Consider the following 16526-nt stretch of genomic DNA (forward strand, 5'->3'; position numbering starts at 1 on the left):
GCTCAGCTGAACAGCTCGCCGGCGGCGGCCTTCTCCACCGCGATCGCCGGCGGCTCGAAGCGCTCGCCGTAGGTAGCGGCCAGTTCGCGACAACGATCGACGAAGCGCTGCGCGCCGTAGGTGTTGACGAACTGGATGAAGCCGCCGGTCCAGGCCGGCGCGCCGATGCCCATGATGGAGCCGATGTTGCCATCGTCCACCGTGCGCAATACCCCCTCCTGCAGGCATTTCAGTGACTCGATCACCTGGCGGAACAGCATGCGGTCCTTCATGTCCGACTCCGGCAGGCTGGCATCGGCCCGGTAGTAGAGATCGAACAGGCCCGGCCAGATGGTCTTGCCGCCATCCGCGGCGTACTCGTAGAAACCGCCGCCGTGGTGGCGACCGCCGCGGCCGTGCTCCGCGACCATGGTGTCGACCACCTCGCGGGTCACGCTGGAGTCGCTGTGCGCATCCAGTACGCCCATGGCCTTCCAGGTCTCCTGGGCCTTGCGGGTCAGTTCCAGGCTCACTTCGTCGTACACCGCCAGCGGCCCCACGGGCATGCCCACGGCCTTGCCCAGGGCGTCGATTTGCGCCGGGTGGACACCCTCCTTCAGCAGGCGCACGCCTTCGTCCAGATAGGTGCCAAAGGTGCGCGAGGTGAAGAAGCCCAGGGAATCGTTGACCACAATCGGCGTCTTGCGGATCTGCCGGGCGTAGTCAAAGGCGCGGGCCAGGGTCTCGTCCGAGGTCTTGTCGCCGCAGATGATTTCCACCAGGGGCATCTTGTCCACGGGGGAGAAGAAGTGGATGCCGATAAAGTTTTCCGGCTTCTTGCTGGCCTCGGCCAGCTGGGTGATCGGCAGGGAGGAGGTATTGGAGCCCCACACGCCGTTCTCCGCCAGGTAGCCCTCGGTATCCAGGGTGATCTGGTGCTTGAGCTCGATGTTCTCGAACACCGCCTCGACGATCAGGTCGCAGCCTTCAAGGTCGGCGTTGTCGGCGGTGGGCTTGATCAGCCCCAGCACGCCGGCTTTTTTGTCCTCGCTCATCCGGCCCTTGGCGACGCGCTTGGCCAGCAGGCTTTCGGAGTAGGCCTTGCCCTTCTGTGCCGCCTCGAGGGAGATATCCTTGAGCACCACCTCAATACCGGCCATGGCCGAAACGTAGGCAATGCCCTGCCCCATCATGCCCGCGCCCAGCACGCCGACCTTCTTCACCGCTGTGGGCTCGACTGCCCCGGGCCGGCTCGCGCCGCCGTTCAGGCGGTTCATGCCAAAGAAGAACGTGGAGATCATGTTCTTGGCCACCGGCGTGGTCACCAGGTATGTGAGGCCTCGGGACTCGATGCGCAGGGCGGTGTCGAAGTCTAGCCGCGCGGCCTCCACCGCGCAATCCAGTATCTGCTCCGGCGCCGGCAGCAGGCCCCGGGTTTTCTTGCGCAGCATCGCCGGGGCAATGGTGATAAGTTGCGCGACCGCCGGGTGGCTAGCGTTGCCGCCGGGAATTTTGTGACCCTTGCGGTCCCAGGGCTGAACCGCGGCCTCGGGATTATCCTTCTGCGCCAGAATCCAGGCCTTGGCCGCCGGCACCAGTTCCTCGCGGGTGGCCACCAACTCGTGCACCAGGCCCTGCTCCCTCGCCGCCGCCGCGGACACCCGGGTGCCCTCCAGCAGGTAGGGCATGGCTTTTTCCAGGCCCAGCAGGTTGACCATGCGCACCACGCCGCCACCGCCGGGCAGCAGGCCCAGGGTCACCTCGGGCAGGCCCACCTGGACCGACTTGTCGTCCCAGGCCACGCGGTGGTTACAGGCCAGGCAAATTTCGAAACCGCCGCCCATGGCCGGGCCGTTGATCGCCGCGGCCACCGGCACCGGCAGTTTTTCCAAACGCCGCAACTGTTCCTTGGTGTCCTCCAGCAAGGCCATGAAGCGATCCTCGTCGCCCTTCTGCACCGACAGCAGGTCGTTGAGGTCGCCACCGGCGAAAAACACCTTCTTGGCGGAGGCAAAGACCACCCCGGCCAGGCCGGCTTCCTGCTCCAGGCGCTCGACCGTCTCGCCCATCGCGTCGCGGTACTCCTGGTTCATGGCGTTGACCGGGCCGGTCATGTCCATGGTGATGGTGACGATGCCGTCGGCGTCTTTGTCGTACTTGAATACACTCATTGTCTGTTCCCTCTGTCTGCCGGCGGGTTAAACGCGCTCGATAATGGTGGAAATGCCCATACCGCCGCCCACGCACAGGGACAGCATGGCGCGCTTGAGACCGCGCCGCTCCAGCTCGTCCAGCATGGTGCTGACCAGCATCGCGCCGGTGGCGCCGAGCGGATGACCCATGGCAATGGCGCCGCCGTTGACGTTGGTCACCTCGTGATCGATGCCCAGGTCCTTCATATAGCGCATGGCCACCGAGGCGAAGGCCTCGTTGATTTCCCACAGGTCGATGTCGGACTTGGACAGCCCGGCCTTGCGCAGGCATTTTTCCGCCGCCGGCCCGGGGCCGGTGAGCATGATGATCGGGTCGGTGGACAGCACCGCCGTGGCCACGATGCGGCCGCGGGGCGTCAGGCCCAGGTCCTTGCCGGCCTGTTCGCTGCCGATCAGCACCGCGCTGGAGCCGTCCACGATGCCCGAGGAATTGCCCGGGGTATGCACGTGGTTGATGCGCTCGAGGGTGGTGTACTTGGCCAGGATCACGTCATCGAAACCCATCTGGCCGGGGATTTCGAAGGAAGCCCTCAGGCCCGCCAGTGCTTCCAGGGTGGTGTCGGGCTTGATGAAATCATCTTTTTCCAGAATGGTCAGGCCGTTCTTGTCTTTGACCGGAACCACCGAACGGTCGAAGTAGCCGCTGTCCCGGGCGTGGGCGGCGCGCTGCTGGGAAGCCAGGGCGTAGGCGTCCACGTCCTCGCGGGACCAGCCCTCCAGGGTGGCGATGGTGTCGGCGCCAATGCCCTGGGGTACAAAGCCAGTCTTCATGCTAAAGGCCGGGTCGCCGCCCATGGCGCCGCCGTTGGACCCCATGGGTACCCGCGACATGCACTCCACGCCACCCGCGACCACCAGGTCCTCCCAGCCGGAGGCCACCTTTTGCGCGGCGATGTTCACCGCCTCAAGGCCCGAGGCGCAGAAGCGGTCGAGCTGCACGCCGGCCACCGACTCATCCCAGTCGGCGTTTTGCACGATCATTTTGGCGACGTCGGAGCCCTGTTCCCCCACCGGGGTCACGCAACCCATGACCACATCGTCCACATAGGCGGTGTCCAGGTCGTGGCGCGCCTGCAGGGCGCGCAGCAGCCCGGCGCCGAGATCCACCGGCTTGACTTCGTGCAGGGTGCCATCGCGCTTGCCCTTGCTGCGGGGCGTGCGCACGGCATCGTAGATATACGCTGTGTTGGACATGGTCATTCAACCTTCTGGCTTGGTCGGGAGGGACATGTTGCGAGTCCGGCGCGCCGGACTCAATGATGCCAAGGGTTAAAAAAATTGACCGGAGGTGACAGCCCGGCGCCCGGGCTCAAAGAAGTCGGTCAGAAGGCGATGTGGTTGACTGGCTCGCCCGGGGTCACCCGGCCGGTGACGCCCACCATATCCTCTCCCTCCAGGCCGCTCAGCATCGCCGGGTCGGCCTCGGTGTTGGCCAGGAAGCGGCGGCCATCGGGCATGCGCCCCAGTGCGATACCGCGCACCGGCTCCTCGCCCTGGTAACTAACGGTGAAAGCCTCAACGGTGCCCGTGCCGCGGGGCGCCGGGTCCACCGCCAGCGGTGTCGGGGAGTCCAGTCGCGCCCGCGGGTTCCCGCGACCGGGCGCCGGCCAGGGCTCCGCCCCCGGCTCGGTGGAATACAGGCCCAGGGCGTGCTTGGTGAGGTAATTGCCATTGGCGGTCACCAGGCCATGGCGTCCGGTGCCGGCGCGCAACCTCGCCGCCATTTCGGCGATACCGTGCATCGAGTAATTATTGCCGGGCCCGCCGAACAGCATCATGCCGCCGGTCACGCTGACGCCCCGGGGGTCGTCGACGGCGATACCCAGGGCCTCGCAGGCCACCTGCACCGCGGACGGAAAGCAGCTGTAGATATCGAACAGGTCCACCGCATTGATCTCCAGGCCGGCCTGGGCGAGCACTTCGGTGGCGGCGGCGCGAATGCCGGGAGAGCGATGCAGCAGCGGCCGCTCGCTGACGTTCCAGATGTCCACGGCGTCGGCGCCGCCGCGCAGGTACACCAGCCGCGACGGATCGATGCCGAGCGCCCGGGCATGGCCGGCGGTGGTCATCACCACCGCCGCGGCCATGTCCACCGCGAGGACGGAATTCATCACCCGGGTATAGGGGTAGCTGATCATGCGGTTGCCGTCGGCGGTGTCCAGCGCCGCCTCCGCGCTCCAGCGCTGGCGACGCCAGGCATGTGGGTTGCCCTCGGCCACTTCGCTCAGGCGCGCGATCATGCCCCCCAGGCGCCGCCGGTGTTCACTGTCGGACCAGCCGTTGGCGTGGCGCAGGGCGCTCTCGAACAGGGGGTAGGTATTGACCGGTTCGAACAGGCCGTGGGCTCTTTCGGCCTCGCTACAGGGCGGGCGGTCATCCCCGAGCAGCACCGCCGGCGTGTCGCCGCCGTCCGGCCAGGCGGACAGATCCTCACCATTTTTCAGCGCACCCGAGAGTGTGGCGAAAACCTCGCCGCCGCACAGCAGCACCGCGCGATGCTCGCCCCGGGCCAAGGTGTCGGCAAAGTGGTTGACCAGCAACTGGGGCGTGTTGCCGCCCACTTCCGTGGAGTAGGTCCGCGCCTTCAGGCCCAGGCGCCGGCACAGCGCGGCGCCCGGATTGGCTGGCATCAGCTCCGCCAGGCCCGGCACCTGGTTGGCCAGGAAGGGGACCGAAGCCAGGGCGTCGATGTCGCGCAGCAGGTTCGCACAACCGGCATCGTCGAGGGCCGCAGTGGCCACCTCGGCCAGGGCGTCCAGGGGGGTGCGCTGCACGTCGCGCTCGCGCCAGGTCTGCTGCGCGATACCGATCAGCACGGGCCGGTTGTCCGCCATGTGGTTTTCCTTGTCTGCTATGGGAGTTAAAGGTCGGGCGCGGCCGCGGCGAAGGCGGGCAACTGTTCCAGGTGAGCGCTGATGGCCACCAGCCGCGGATAGGGCGCCAGGTCCAGCTCGAAGCGGCGGGCGTTGTACATCTGCGGCACCAGGCAGGCATCGGCCAGGGTGACGCGGTCACCGAAACAGTAGCGCTCCCCCGCCACCTGCTGTTCCAGGGCGGCGAAGCCCAGGGCCAGCCAGTGGTGGTACCAGGCCAGCTTGGCGTCCTCATCGACCCCCAGGTCCCCGGTCAGGTGCTTGAGCACGCGCAAGTTGTTCAGCGGGTGGATGTCGCAGCCGATGAGGTACATCATCCCGCGCACCCGGGCCCGGTCGCCCGGCGCCACCGGCAGCAGCGCCGGCTCGGGGCGGCACTCCTCCAGCCACTCCAGGATCGCCAGGGACTGGGTGAGCACCTGTCCGTCGTCCGCCACCAGCGCCGGCACCAGGCCCTGGGGGTTGAGGGCGGTGTAGTCCCCGGAGCGCTGTTCCCCCGCGACCAGATTGACCGGAAGGCGCTCGTAATCGAGCCCCTTGAGGTTCAGCGCAATACGCACCCGGTAAGCGGCGGAGGATCGATGGTAGTCGTAAAGCTGCATCGCCCTTCCCCCCTAGGCCAGTGTTTCTTCCAGGAAATTCCGCATGGCCTGCCACGAGCGGCGATCGGCCACCTCACTGTAGAGCACGCCGCTTTCGGGATCGTCGGCGGCGGGGTTGCTGAAGGCGTGCACGGTGTTGCCGTAGGCGTGTACCTGCCAATCGGCGCCGGCGGCGGTCATTTCGCTGGCCAGCGCCAATACACTGTCGGGCTGGGCCATCGGGTCGTCGTAGCCGTGCAGGCACAGCACGCTGGCGTCGATGCGCCGGCCGGCGGTGTTGTCCGGCGGCATGAACAGGCCGTGGAAGCTGCACACTGATCGCACCGGGGCGCCGCAGCGGGCGAGATCGAGCACGCACAGCCCGCCGAAGCAATAGCCGATGGCGGCCAGGCGCCCGGCGTCAACCCGATCCTGTCCGGCGAGGCAATCCACGCCCGCTCGCAACCGCGCCTGCAGCAGCGCACGGTCCTCGATCAGGGGCGCCATCAACGCCTGGTTTTCCTCCACGCTGCTCCCCCGCACACCCTTGCCGTAAACGTCCAGGGCCACGGCCACATAGCCCAGCGCCGCCAGCTCGCGGGCCTTGTCCTCCTCGAAGGCGCTGCGCCCCCCCCAGGCGTGGGCGATGGCGACCCCCGGCCGGGGGCCCGGCGCGCTGTCATCCCAGGCGAGATAGGCTTCAAAGGTGGCGTCTTCGTGGTGGTACTCCACCAGGCGTGTCTGAATGGCCATGCAATTCTCCGGTCTGTGAATACAACCTGCCGATTATACGCAGCGCTAGCTGCTGATTTCGAGCAACAGGTCTCCCGCGGCCACCTGATCGCCCTCGCTGACCATGACCGCACTGACCTCCCCCGCGACTTCCGCGCACAGGCGGTGCTCCATCTTCATCGCCTCCATCACCAGCAACTCGGTTCCAGCCTCCACCGTGTCACCCACCGCGATCCGCAACGCCAGCACCGAGCCGTGCATCGGCGCGGTCACTGTGCCGCTGCCCTCGCCCTCCCCCTGCGCCAGGGCGGAGGACAGCACATTGCACAGCTGTACAGAGCGGCCGCGCCACTGCAGGGCAATTTCACCGGGGCCGGGATAGGCGTAGGCGACATCGAATTGGTGACCGTCCACTGCCAGGCGCGCGCTTCGCCGCGCGCTGCCGCCGAGCCACTCCAGGACGTGTTCTTGCGCTTCCAGTTGCACGAGATAATAACCAGGCCGGGTTTCCCTGACACGGATATCGGTGAGCCCCTCGCCCTCGCCGCCCGCGTCGGTGGCATAGCGAAAGTGCGCGGCCACTTCCCGTGTGCCGCTCCAACCGGCGAAGCGGGCGCTGTCGCGCCCCGGCCCCGCCTCCCGCGCCGCCTGCCGGTACTGCAGGCAGGCCGCCAACAGCAGGTGCTCGCGCTCCGGCGACGGCGGTCGGTAGCCTCCTGGAAACTGCTCGGTAATAAAGTCCGTGGTGGCCGCCCCGGCGACGAAATCACCGCGCTCCAGCACGTCCAACAGAAACGCCCGGTTGTTGGCCACGCCGAACAACACGGTCTGCTCCAGCGCACGCACCAGGCGCCGCCGGGCGCTTTCCCGGTCCGGACCGCAGGCGATGATCTTGGCGATCATCGGGTCGTAGTACGGCGGCACCGCCTGTCCCTCGCGCAAGCCGTGATCCACGCGAATGCCCGCACCTTCCGGGGGCTGCCAGCGCAGCGCGGTACCCGCCGCCGGCAGGAAATCGTTCTCGCAGTCCTCGGCATAGAGGCGCACCTCGATAGCGTGCCCCGCCAGCGCCACCTCTTCCTGGGACAACGGCAGTGGCGCGCCGCTGGCGATGTGCAGCTGCAAGGCCACCAGGTCCAGGCCGGTGACCGCCTCGGTCACCGGGTGCTCCACCTGCAGACGGGTGTTCATTTCCAGGAAATAGAACTCGCCGCCAGTATCGAGCAGGAATTCCACGGTACCCGCGCCGACATAGTTGATGGCGCGGGCCGCATCCACCGCGGCGCGGCCCATGGCCTCGCGCTGGGCCGGCGTCAGCACCGGGCAGGGCGCCTCCTCCACCACTTTCTGGTGGCGCCGCTGCACCGAGCAGTCGCGCTCGCCGAGGTGGATCACATTGCCGTGGCTGTCACCGAACACCTGGATCTCCACATGGCGCGGCTTCAACACCGCCTTTTCCAGGATCAACTCACCGGAACCGAAGGCATTCTCCGCCTCCGAGCGGGCCGCGGCCAGGGCCCCCGGCAGTGCGTCCAGGTGCTCCACCAGGCGCATGCCGCGCCCGCCGCCGCCGGCGGCGGCCTTGACCATCAAGGGCGCGCCAATTTCCACCGCCGCCGCCAGCAGGGCCTCGTCGTCCTGCCGCGGGGACTGGTAGCCGGGAATACAGGGCACGCCGGCCTCCAGCATCAGGCGCTTGGCCGCCGCCTTGTTGCCCATGGCGTCGATGGCCGCCGCCGAGGGGCCGATAAACACCAGGCCGGCCCCGGTACAGGCGCGGGCGAAATCCGCATTCTCGGACAGGAAACCGTAGCCGGGGTGGATCGCGCCGGCGCCGCCGCGACGGGCGGCCTCGAGGATGCGCGCGGGATCGAGATAGGAATCCTTCACCGCCGGCGGGCCGATCAGTATCGCCTCGTCCGCCAGGGCCACGTGGGGCGCGCCGGCATCCGCCTCGGAGTACACCGCCACGGTGCGGTAGCCCAGCTCGCGCGCGGTGCGAATCACCCGCACCGCGATTTCGCCGCGGTTGGCAACCAGAATGCTGTCGAAAGAAGTGGTGCTTTGCATCGAGATGCCTCCAGTTACATGCGGCCGACGCCGAAGGTGTTGGGGTGGGTGCCGCGGTCGCGCGCCTCCCGGCAGATTTGCAGCAGAATGCCGAGCACGGTGCGCGAATCCCGTGGGTCGATCAGGCCATCGTCCAGCATGCGGCCCGAGGTGTAAAAGGCGTCCGACTGCCGGTCGTAGTGGCCGATGACCGCCTGCTCCCGGGCTTTCAGTTCCGCTTCGTCGACCTCGACACCCTTGCGCGCCGCGCCCGCGCGCAGCACCTCCGACATGGTGTTCGCGGCCTGCTCGCCGCCCATCACGCCAATCTGGGTATTGGGCCAGCTGAACACGAAATCCGGGTCGTAACCCTGGCCGCACATACCGTAGTTGCCGGCGCCGAAACTGGCGCCGATCATCAGGGTGAGGCGCGGCACGCGGGCGTTGGTCACCGCCTGGATCATTTTCGATCCGTGCTTGATCATGCCCGCCTGCTCGTAGGCGGTGCCGACCATGTAACCGGTGATGTTCTGCAAAAACAGCAGCGGCGTGCCCGCCTGGTCGCAGAGCTGGATAAACTGCGCCGCCTTGGTGGCGCCATCGGGGTCAATGGGGCCGTTGTTGCACAGGATGCCAACCGGCATGCCGTAAATCGACGCCTGCAGGCAAACCATGGACACGCCATAGGCCGGCTTGAAATCCAGGAACCGCGAACCGTCGACCAGCCGGGCCACCACCTCGCGCGCGTCGTAGGGCTGCCGGTAGTCCGCGGGCACCACGCCCAATAACTCATCGGGGCTGTAGCGCGGTTCCTCGAAATCACCGTCCGGGGCCTGCGGGCAGTGCCGGTTCCAGCCCAGGCTCGCCACCACGTCGCGGCAGATCGCCAGCGCGTGCCCGTCGTCCTCGGCGAGGTACTCCACCAGCCCGGAGGTCGCGGCGTGCATCGCGGCGCCGCCGAGGGGACCGTTTTCGGCCACTTCCCCGGTGGCGGCCTTGAGCAGGGCCGGGCCCGCCAGGGCAGCCATGCCGTTGTCCCGGACGCCGATGACGTAGTCGCTCAGCCCGGGCATGTAAGCCCCCCCGGCCACCGACAGGCCGTGGAGCACGGTCACCGTGGGAATACCCGCGGCGCTGAGGCGTGCCAGGCGGGCGAAAACCCCGCCGCCATCCATCCACATCTCCACCTGGTACTTGAACAGGTCGGCGCCGGCGCTCTCCACCAGGTGCACGAAGGGCAGCTTCTTGTCGAGGGCGATATCCATGCAGCGCATGACTTTCCTGCTGGAGAAGGCGGTCATGGCGCCGGCGTTGATACCGGAGTCATCCACCACCACCATGCAGCGCACGCCGCTGACGTAGCCGATACCGCAGATCGCGTTGCTGCCGGGCACGGAGGATTCGGGATCGTCGGTATCCACCAGGTAGCCGGTGAGGTTGCACAGCTCCAGGAAGGGCGCGCCCGGATCCAGCAGGCGCCCCAGGCGCTCCCGGGGCAGCAGTTGCCCGCGCTTGTCGAAGCGCGGGCGCGCCCGGTCGGACAGCGCCGCGGCACGGGCGCAGAGGCCGTTGAGTTTGTCGACCAGCGCCTGCATGTCGGCGCGGTTGCCGTCAAAGGCCTCGGAGCCGGTATTGACCCGGCTATGGAAGACGGGGGCGGATTGGGTCATGGCGATATTACCTGTTCGGCTTCGGTATCAGATCAGTTGGTGGCGCTCGGCGAGACTCGCCGGCACGGCGACGGGCTGCGCCAGCAGAATTTGGGAGTAACCCTTGCCCTGGGGGTCTGAGCGCAGGCTCGCCACCCCGCCGCCACCGAGCACCTCGTGCAGCAGATAGTTGAAGGCGCGGCTACCCGGCAGATAAAAGCGCTCTACCGGCCGCGCCTGCCCCGGGGCGAGGAAATGGGCGAAACAGTCCGCCACCCGCGCCTCGTCCAGGGCGCTGGCGATGTAGGGTACGAAGTCCGCATGGCGCGCAATCACGCCCACGTTGGCCTTGTTGCCCTTGTCGCCGCTGCGCGCCCAGGCCAGGGTTTCCAGCGGCACCTCCACTCCGGTGTCCCCCGGCCCGGCCTCGGGCGGCTCGTGGACAGGGGGCGGCGCCGCGGCCTCCGTGGGCAAGGGGTCGTCGCAGCGCGCGACCTCCCCCTCCACGTCGACACTGATCGCCACCTCCGTTTTCGGTACGCGCAGCGAGAACAGGCGCACCACCGGCGAGGGCTTGGCCCGCGCGCCGGCGAAGCCGGTCAGGCCGGGGGGCGCGGTCAGCGCCAGTCCGGTCATCTCCTTGAGGAAGATGCCGATGCCCTTCGGGCTGGCATGGCGCACCGCCAATTTCATATCCACCTCGCGCACCGCGCCCACGGCGCGCGCGCCGCCAAAGTGCGACTCCTCGCCGATCACCTCGCAGCAGGTCTCGGTAAACGGGGGCAGCCCCGCCTTTTCCAGGGCCGCGGCGGCGCGCCGGAACACACCCCCGGCAAAGTGCCGCGCCCGGGCGCCGGCGTCTCGTCCGTACACGGTCCAGATATGCCCGGCGCGGAAACCGTCCGCCCAGGTCGCGCTGGCCTTGTAACTGTCGGGGGCCCCGCGGCCAGCGGCGCCGCTGACGCGCACCCGGTGCTCCGCCACCTGTTCCAGTTGCACTGAGGTAAAGTCGCAGGCCACATCGGGCAGGAGGTAGGCCCCCGGGTCACCAATCTCGTACAGCATCTGCTCGGCGACCGTACCCACGCTGACCAGGCCGCCGGTCCCCGCGCCCTTGTGCACCTCGAAGCTGCCATCCCCGGCAATGGTGGCCAGGGGGTAGCCCGCCTCGTCCAGGCGCTCAACCCCTTCCCAGTCGGTGAAATTACCGCCGCTGGCCTGGGTGCCGCACTCGAGGATATGCCCCGCCAGGCTGCCGCCAGCCAGGCGGTCGTAGTCCTCCCGGGACCAGCCGAAGGCGTGGATGCAGGCCCCCAGGGTGACCGCGCTGTCAACGCAGCGCCCGGTAATCACGATGTCGGCCCCTTTGTCGAGGGCGGCGGCGATGGGAAAAGCGCCGAGATAGGCGTTGATGCTGGCCACCTTCTCCAGGGGCGGAAAGGCTTCGCCGCTGAACATTTCACGGGCCCCGGCGAAGTCGCTGGCCCGGGCGCCGAGGTCATCCCCCGCCACCACGGCCACCTTGAGGGACAGGCCCGCCTCGCGGATCAGGCCGCGCAGCGCGGCGGCGCAGGCCCCGGGATTCACCCCGCCGGCATTGGCGATCACCCTGACCCCTTGCGCCGCGATGCGCGCCAGGTTCGGCGCCATGGCCGCGCTCACGAAATCCGTGGCGTAGCCCTTGCTGTCGTCCGCGGCCCGGGCCCGGGCCAGGATGGACATGGTGATTTCCGCCAGGTAGTCGTAGACCAGGAAGTCGAGCTTGCCGTTGTCGCCGCTGTCCAGCAGTTGCGGGGTCGCGAGGGCGGCGTCGCCCCAGAAACCCGAGGCCCCGCCGATGGTGATTTCACGCATGCGCCGCATTCCTCCGATGGGTGATGTCTTTCACAATATTGAGTGATGCTATATTATTTAAAGGTATCGCTCAATTCAATTGTCGAGGATGGTGATGACCGAGACAACGACAGCCAGATTCCGCGGGCGCAGCGAGGAGCGCGCCGACAACATCCTCGAGGCCGCCACGCGCCTGTTCGGCGAGGAGGGTTTCCACGCGGTCTCCACCCGCAAGATCGCCGCCGCCGCGGGTGTCTCCGAGGGCACGCTCTTTAACTACTTCAGCTCCAAGAACGAGCTCATCAGCGGCATCCTCGCGCGCATCTATGAGGAGCTCACCGAGCGGGCCGTCGACGGACTGCGGCGCCGGGTCGATACCCGCGAGCGCCTGCAGTTCCTGGCCGAGAACCACATCCAGGTGATGTCCCGGGACAACGCCCTGTTCATGCGCCTGATTCAGTCCTACATGAACGTGGACATCCGGGGCTATACCGAGATCGCCGGCTCGGTGCTGCACCAACTCAACCTGAGCTACGCCTGGGTGTTCGACTTCAGCGTGCGCGAGGGCATCGAGCGGGGCGAGGTGCGCGCCGACATCAACCTGTCGGCCCTGCGCGACTTGTTCTTCGGCGGGCTGGAGTACTGCAATCGCAGCCTCTTCCTGCACGACAGTTTCGACCAGTTGCCGGCGCGCGCCGGCAGCATCGTGGAGCCCCTGTGGCAGAGCATGCGCGCGGGGCAAACCGCGAGCACAGAGCCGGCGGAACTGGCACACACCTGCCGGCGCCTGGAAGCCGTCGCCGCACGCCTGGAACAGCTGGCCACGGACTGACTCGACCCCGGATTCGAATAAACCGCAAGGAGATACCCATGTCACTGACTTTCGACTCGGCACGCCTGCCCAACCCTCATCTCACCACCGAGCACCACGCCTGGCGGCAACAGCTGCGCCGCTTTATCGATACCGAGATCATGCCCCACGCCGAGGACTGGGACGAGGCCGGCCACATCCCCATCGAACTGTGGCCCAAAGCCGCGGCGGTGGGCCTGCTGGGACTGGGCTACCCCGAGGCCTACGGCGGCGTCACCGAGGGTACCGACCTCTGGTTCGGCTGGATCGCCAACGAGGAGCTGGCGCGCATCGGCGTCGGCGGCATTCCCGCCAGCCTGATGGTCCACGGCATCGGCCTGCCGCCGGTGATCAACTGGGGCAGCGAGGCCATGAAGCAGGCGGTGGCCCCGGCGGTGCTGGCGGGGGAGAAACACATCTCCCTGGGCATCACCGAGCCGGGCGCCGGTTCCGACGTGGCCGGCCTGGCCACCACCGCGGTGCGCGACGGCGACGAGTATGTGATCAACGGCAGCAAGACCTACATCACCGGCGGGATGCGTGCCAACTGGGTGTCCACCGCGGTGCGCACCGGCGGCGAAGGCGCCGGCGGTGTATCCATGCTGCTGATCCCCACCGACGCCGAGGGTTTTTCCCGCACCCCGCTGACCCGCAAGCAGGGCTGGTGGACCTCGGATACCGCCACCCTCTACTTCGACAACGTGCGGGTGCCCGTCGACCAGTTGATCGGCGAGGAGAACCAGGGTTTCCGGGTGATCATGACCAATTTCAACGGCGAGCGCATGGCCATGGCCGCCGGCATGGAAGCCCAGGCCCGGGTATGCCTGGAGGAAGCGGTGGCCTGGGCGGGCGAGCGCAAGACCTTCGGCAGGCGCCTGGCGGACCACCAGGTCATCCGCCACAAAATCGCGCAGATGAAACAGAGGATCAACGCCACCCAGGCCTACCTGCGCCTGTGCTACGAGACCATCGCCGCCGGCACGCCCAATCCCGGCGACATCGCCATGCTCAAGGTACAGGCCAGTGAGACACTGGAGTTCTGCGCCCGCGAGGCAATGCAGATCCTCGGCGGCATCGGCTATATGCGCGGCAACCGGGTGGAGCGGATCTACCGCGAGGTGCGGGTCAACGCCATCGGCGGCGGCTCGGAGGAAATCATGCGCGACCTGGCCGCGCGCCAGTACGGCGTGTAGCCAAAAGCTAGGGCTCCACCACCCGCAGCCAGGGCCGCTCGCGCCGCTCCAGCAGGCCGTGGAGCTCGATGCCATTGCTACTGCGGTACTGCGCCAGCAGGTAGGCGGCGATCTCCCGGGTAATCACCTGTCCCGGATTCAGCACCGGGATGCCCGGCGGATAGGGCACCACCTGGTCGGCGCTAAGCTGGCCGACAATCGCGGCGTTGAGCCCGCCGTCCTCGTCGGTCAGCCCGACCAGCCGCGACGCGCCGAAATAGGCCTGCCGCGGCAGGCGCTGGAAATCCGACAGCGGCGGCAACGGCGCCGCCACCTCCCCCTCCCCCGCCGCCTGCTCCCGATCGGCGGGAGTCGCCCGCGCGGCCATCTTGCGCAGCGCCTTCAGCAGGCGCAGCACCTTGCCCTGGGTGGCGCCCACGGTCACCAGCACGGTGAGGGTGTTGTGGGTGACTTTCTCCACCTGGATGCCGAACTCCTCGAACAACTGCAGCTGCACCTGCCGGGCGCTGAGCCCGGAGGCGCTGGTATCGACACTGAGTTTCAGCGGGTCCAGGCGGATGCCGTCTTCCGCCAGTTCCACCGGCAGCATCTCCTCCAGGCCCAGCACCCGGAACACGCCGGTGTCGTCGATGCCCTCGCGCAGGCGGCGGGCGATATCCAGGCAGCGGGTGAGCAGGCTGAAGCCCTCCAGGCTGGCCTGTTTGCGGGCCACGTCCAGGCTGGCGATCATCGCGTACTGGGGGCTGGTGGAGGTGTGCATGTTGAGGTTTTCGCGGAAACGGTGCTCGTCGAAATCCGGGTCGGCGACGTGAATCATGCTGGCCTGGGAGAACGCCGACAGCATCTTGTGGGTACTCTGGGTCACGTAGTCGGCGCCGCAGTCGAGGGCGTTGGGGCGCAGCTCGGGGTGACAGCGGCCGTGGGCGTACCAGGCCTCGTCGATCAGCACCTTGATGCCGCGCTCGTGGGCGCGCTCGATGATCGGCGCCAGGTCGTAGCGTAAACCGTCGTAGGTGCAGGAGGTCAGCACCAGCAGCCTGGCCTCCGGGTGGGCGTCGATGGCCGCGAACACCCGCTCCCGGGGCACCGGGCCATAGAAGCCGTAGCGGGTCTTGACCGAGGCCGGCAGGTAGACCGGCTCGGCGCCGAACAGGATCACCGCGTGGTGGACCGACTTGTGGCAAGCCTGGTCGAGGATCACCTTGCCGCCGGCACCGAGCAGGTGCTGCACGATCACCTTGTTGGCGGTGGAAGTGCCGTTGGTGACAAAGAAGGTGCGGCGCGCACCGAAAGCTTCAGCCGCCAGGTCCTGGGCTTCCTGGATCACGCTGTGGGGCTCCAGCAGCGAGTCCAGGGACTGCACCGACACCGACAGGTCGGTATTGAAGATGTGCTCGCCCATCATGCGGTAGAAATCCGCCACCCAGGGGCTCTCCCGCAGGCTGTCGCCGCCGGAGTGACCCGGGGTGTGCCAGGCGTCCTTGGCGCTGTACACATAGTCGCGCAAGGTGTCGGCAAAGGGCGTGCGCGCACGGCGGCCAATGGCGTTGCGCACCTGGCGGAACAACTGGTTCGGCTTGGCGTCGCGGCGGTCCACCAGTTCCGCCGCGGCATCGGGGAAATCCGCCTCGTCGTTCACCAGCAGGAACAGGTCGAGCTCCGGGCGCAGGACCTGCAGGCGCGCCAGCAGGTCGCGCCCGGCTCCGGCCCCCGCCCCGGCGAGGTCGATCACCACCGCCTGCAATTCGCCGTCCTCCGCCGCCCGGGCAAGCAGCGGCGCCTCTCCGGCCAGGGGCAGAAAACGCAATTCGCAGGCGCCCGAACGACCGGCATCCGCCGCCGCGCACTGCGCCAGGGCTCCCAGCAGGGAGGTACGGTAGTCGGCATCGGCGCTCATCAGGGCGACATTCACGGTCTGTGCGGACACGGTCGGTCCAGACACGGTCGGTTCAGACACGGTCGGTTCAGACACGGTCGGTCCAGACACGGTCGGTTCAGACACGGTCGGTTCAGACACGGCGGGGCTCCCGGCAATCAGTCGAGATCCCAGTGTAGTGGCGGCAACCACCAGATTGAATAGCAATTCTGACGGATTAACGTATAGTTTCCGGCAATATAACGGGACAATACATCAATATGAAGGCACTCGATCACACCGACCGCCAACTGATCAACCTGCTGACACGCAACGCCCGGGCCAGTACCAGCGCCCTCGCGCGGGCCTTGGGGGTCTCGCGCTCCACCGTGCAGGACCGCATCGCGCGCCTCGAGCAGCGCCAGATCATCGAGGGCTACACCCTGCGCTTTAACGACGGCTTCGACCAGCGCCAGTTGCGCGCCCACGTGATGATCCAGGTGAACCCGAAACAGGGTCAGCGGGTGGAGGCGGCCCTGCAGGACATGGAGGCGGTGAAGACCCTGCAAACGGTGAGCGGGGTCTTCGACCTGGTGACCTCGGTGCAGACCGCCACCACCGAGGAAATGGACATCGTGCTGGATGGCATCCGCGCCCTGCCCGGAGTGGAGAAGACCACCACCTCCATCGTCCTCACCACCAAGTTCCGGCGCTAGAAA

The 16526-nt window shown here is 67.7% G+C and carries 12 protein-coding genes; 3 read left to right on the forward strand and 9 right to left on the reverse strand.

Going from position 1 to position 16526, the window contains the following annotated elements; translation table 11 throughout:
• Positions 1-2 precede the first annotated feature (2 nt).
• From JYP50_RS15080 to JYP50_RS15115, 8 genes are all read right to left on the reverse strand, one after another.
• Positions 3-2150, reverse strand: a complete 2148-nt coding sequence (locus tag JYP50_RS15080) for a 3-hydroxyacyl-CoA dehydrogenase NAD-binding domain-containing protein (protein ID WP_206561383.1) — start codon at positions 2148-2150, stop codon at positions 3-5.
• Positions 2151-2177: 27 nt separating this feature from the next.
• The gene (locus JYP50_RS15085; RefSeq protein WP_206561384.1) at positions 2178-3386 is read right to left on the reverse strand and encodes an acetyl-CoA C-acetyltransferase; all 1209 of its coding nucleotides are present in this window, start codon (positions 3384-3386) and stop codon (positions 2178-2180) included.
• 128 nt (positions 3387-3514) lie between these two features.
• Positions 3515-5026, reverse strand: coding sequence for an acetyl-CoA acetyltransferase (locus JYP50_RS15090; RefSeq protein ID WP_206561385.1), 1512 nt, complete (start codon positions 5024-5026; stop codon positions 3515-3517).
• Positions 5027-5052: 26 nt separating this feature from the next.
• Positions 5053-5667, reverse strand: a complete 615-nt coding sequence (maiA, locus tag JYP50_RS15095) for a maleylacetoacetate isomerase (RefSeq protein ID WP_206561386.1) — start codon at positions 5665-5667, stop codon at positions 5053-5055.
• 12 nt (positions 5668-5679) lie between these two features.
• Positions 5680-6399 carry a dienelactone hydrolase family protein gene (locus JYP50_RS15100; protein ID WP_206561387.1) on the reverse strand — a complete coding sequence of 240 codons (720 nt, stop codon included), beginning with the start codon at positions 6397-6399 and terminating at the stop codon, positions 5680-5682.
• Positions 6400-6444: 45 nt separating this feature from the next.
• On the reverse strand, positions 6445-8448 hold the full coding sequence (locus JYP50_RS15105; protein WP_206561388.1) for an acetyl/propionyl/methylcrotonyl-CoA carboxylase subunit alpha: 2004 nt from the start codon (positions 8446-8448) through the stop codon (positions 6445-6447).
• Between the two features lie 14 nt (positions 8449-8462).
• Positions 8463-10097, reverse strand: coding sequence for an acyl-CoA carboxylase subunit beta (locus JYP50_RS15110; protein WP_206561389.1), 1635 nt, complete (start codon positions 10095-10097; stop codon positions 8463-8465).
• A gap of 27 nt (positions 10098-10124) precedes the next feature.
• Positions 10125-11930 (reverse strand): acyclic terpene utilization AtuA family protein, encoded by a 1806-nt coding sequence (locus JYP50_RS15115; protein ID WP_206561390.1) that lies wholly within the window; start codon positions 11928-11930, stop codon positions 10125-10127.
• Between the two features lie 94 nt (positions 11931-12024).
• On the opposite strand from JYP50_RS15115, the gene JYP50_RS15120 reads away from it, so the two are divergent.
• Entirely contained in the window at positions 12025-12741 is a 717-nt protein-coding gene (locus JYP50_RS15120; protein WP_206561391.1) for a TetR/AcrR family transcriptional regulator, read from the forward strand.
• A gap of 38 nt (positions 12742-12779) precedes the next feature.
• On the forward strand, positions 12780-13952 hold the full coding sequence (locus JYP50_RS15125) for an acyl-CoA dehydrogenase family protein (protein WP_206561392.1): 1173 nt from the start codon (positions 12780-12782) through the stop codon (positions 13950-13952).
• 7 nt (positions 13953-13959) lie between these two features.
• Here JYP50_RS15125 and JYP50_RS15130 read toward each other — a convergent pair whose 3' ends face one another.
• Positions 13960-15879 carry an aminotransferase class I/II-fold pyridoxal phosphate-dependent enzyme gene (locus JYP50_RS15130; protein WP_347136806.1) on the reverse strand — a complete coding sequence of 640 codons (1920 nt, stop codon included), beginning with the start codon at positions 15877-15879 and terminating at the stop codon, positions 13960-13962.
• Between the two features lie 209 nt (positions 15880-16088).
• Here JYP50_RS15130 and JYP50_RS15135 point away from each other — a divergent pair, with 209 nt between their 5' ends.
• Positions 16089-16523: an Lrp/AsnC family transcriptional regulator gene (locus tag JYP50_RS15135; RefSeq protein WP_206561393.1), complete on the forward strand. Its 435-nt coding sequence runs from the start codon at positions 16089-16091 to the stop codon at positions 16521-16523.
• The last annotated feature ends 3 nt before the right edge of the window (positions 16524-16526 follow it).

The organism is Parahaliea mediterranea (assembly GCF_017255185.1).
Taxonomy (GTDB): Bacteria; Pseudomonadota; Gammaproteobacteria; order Pseudomonadales; family Halieaceae; genus JAFKCZ01.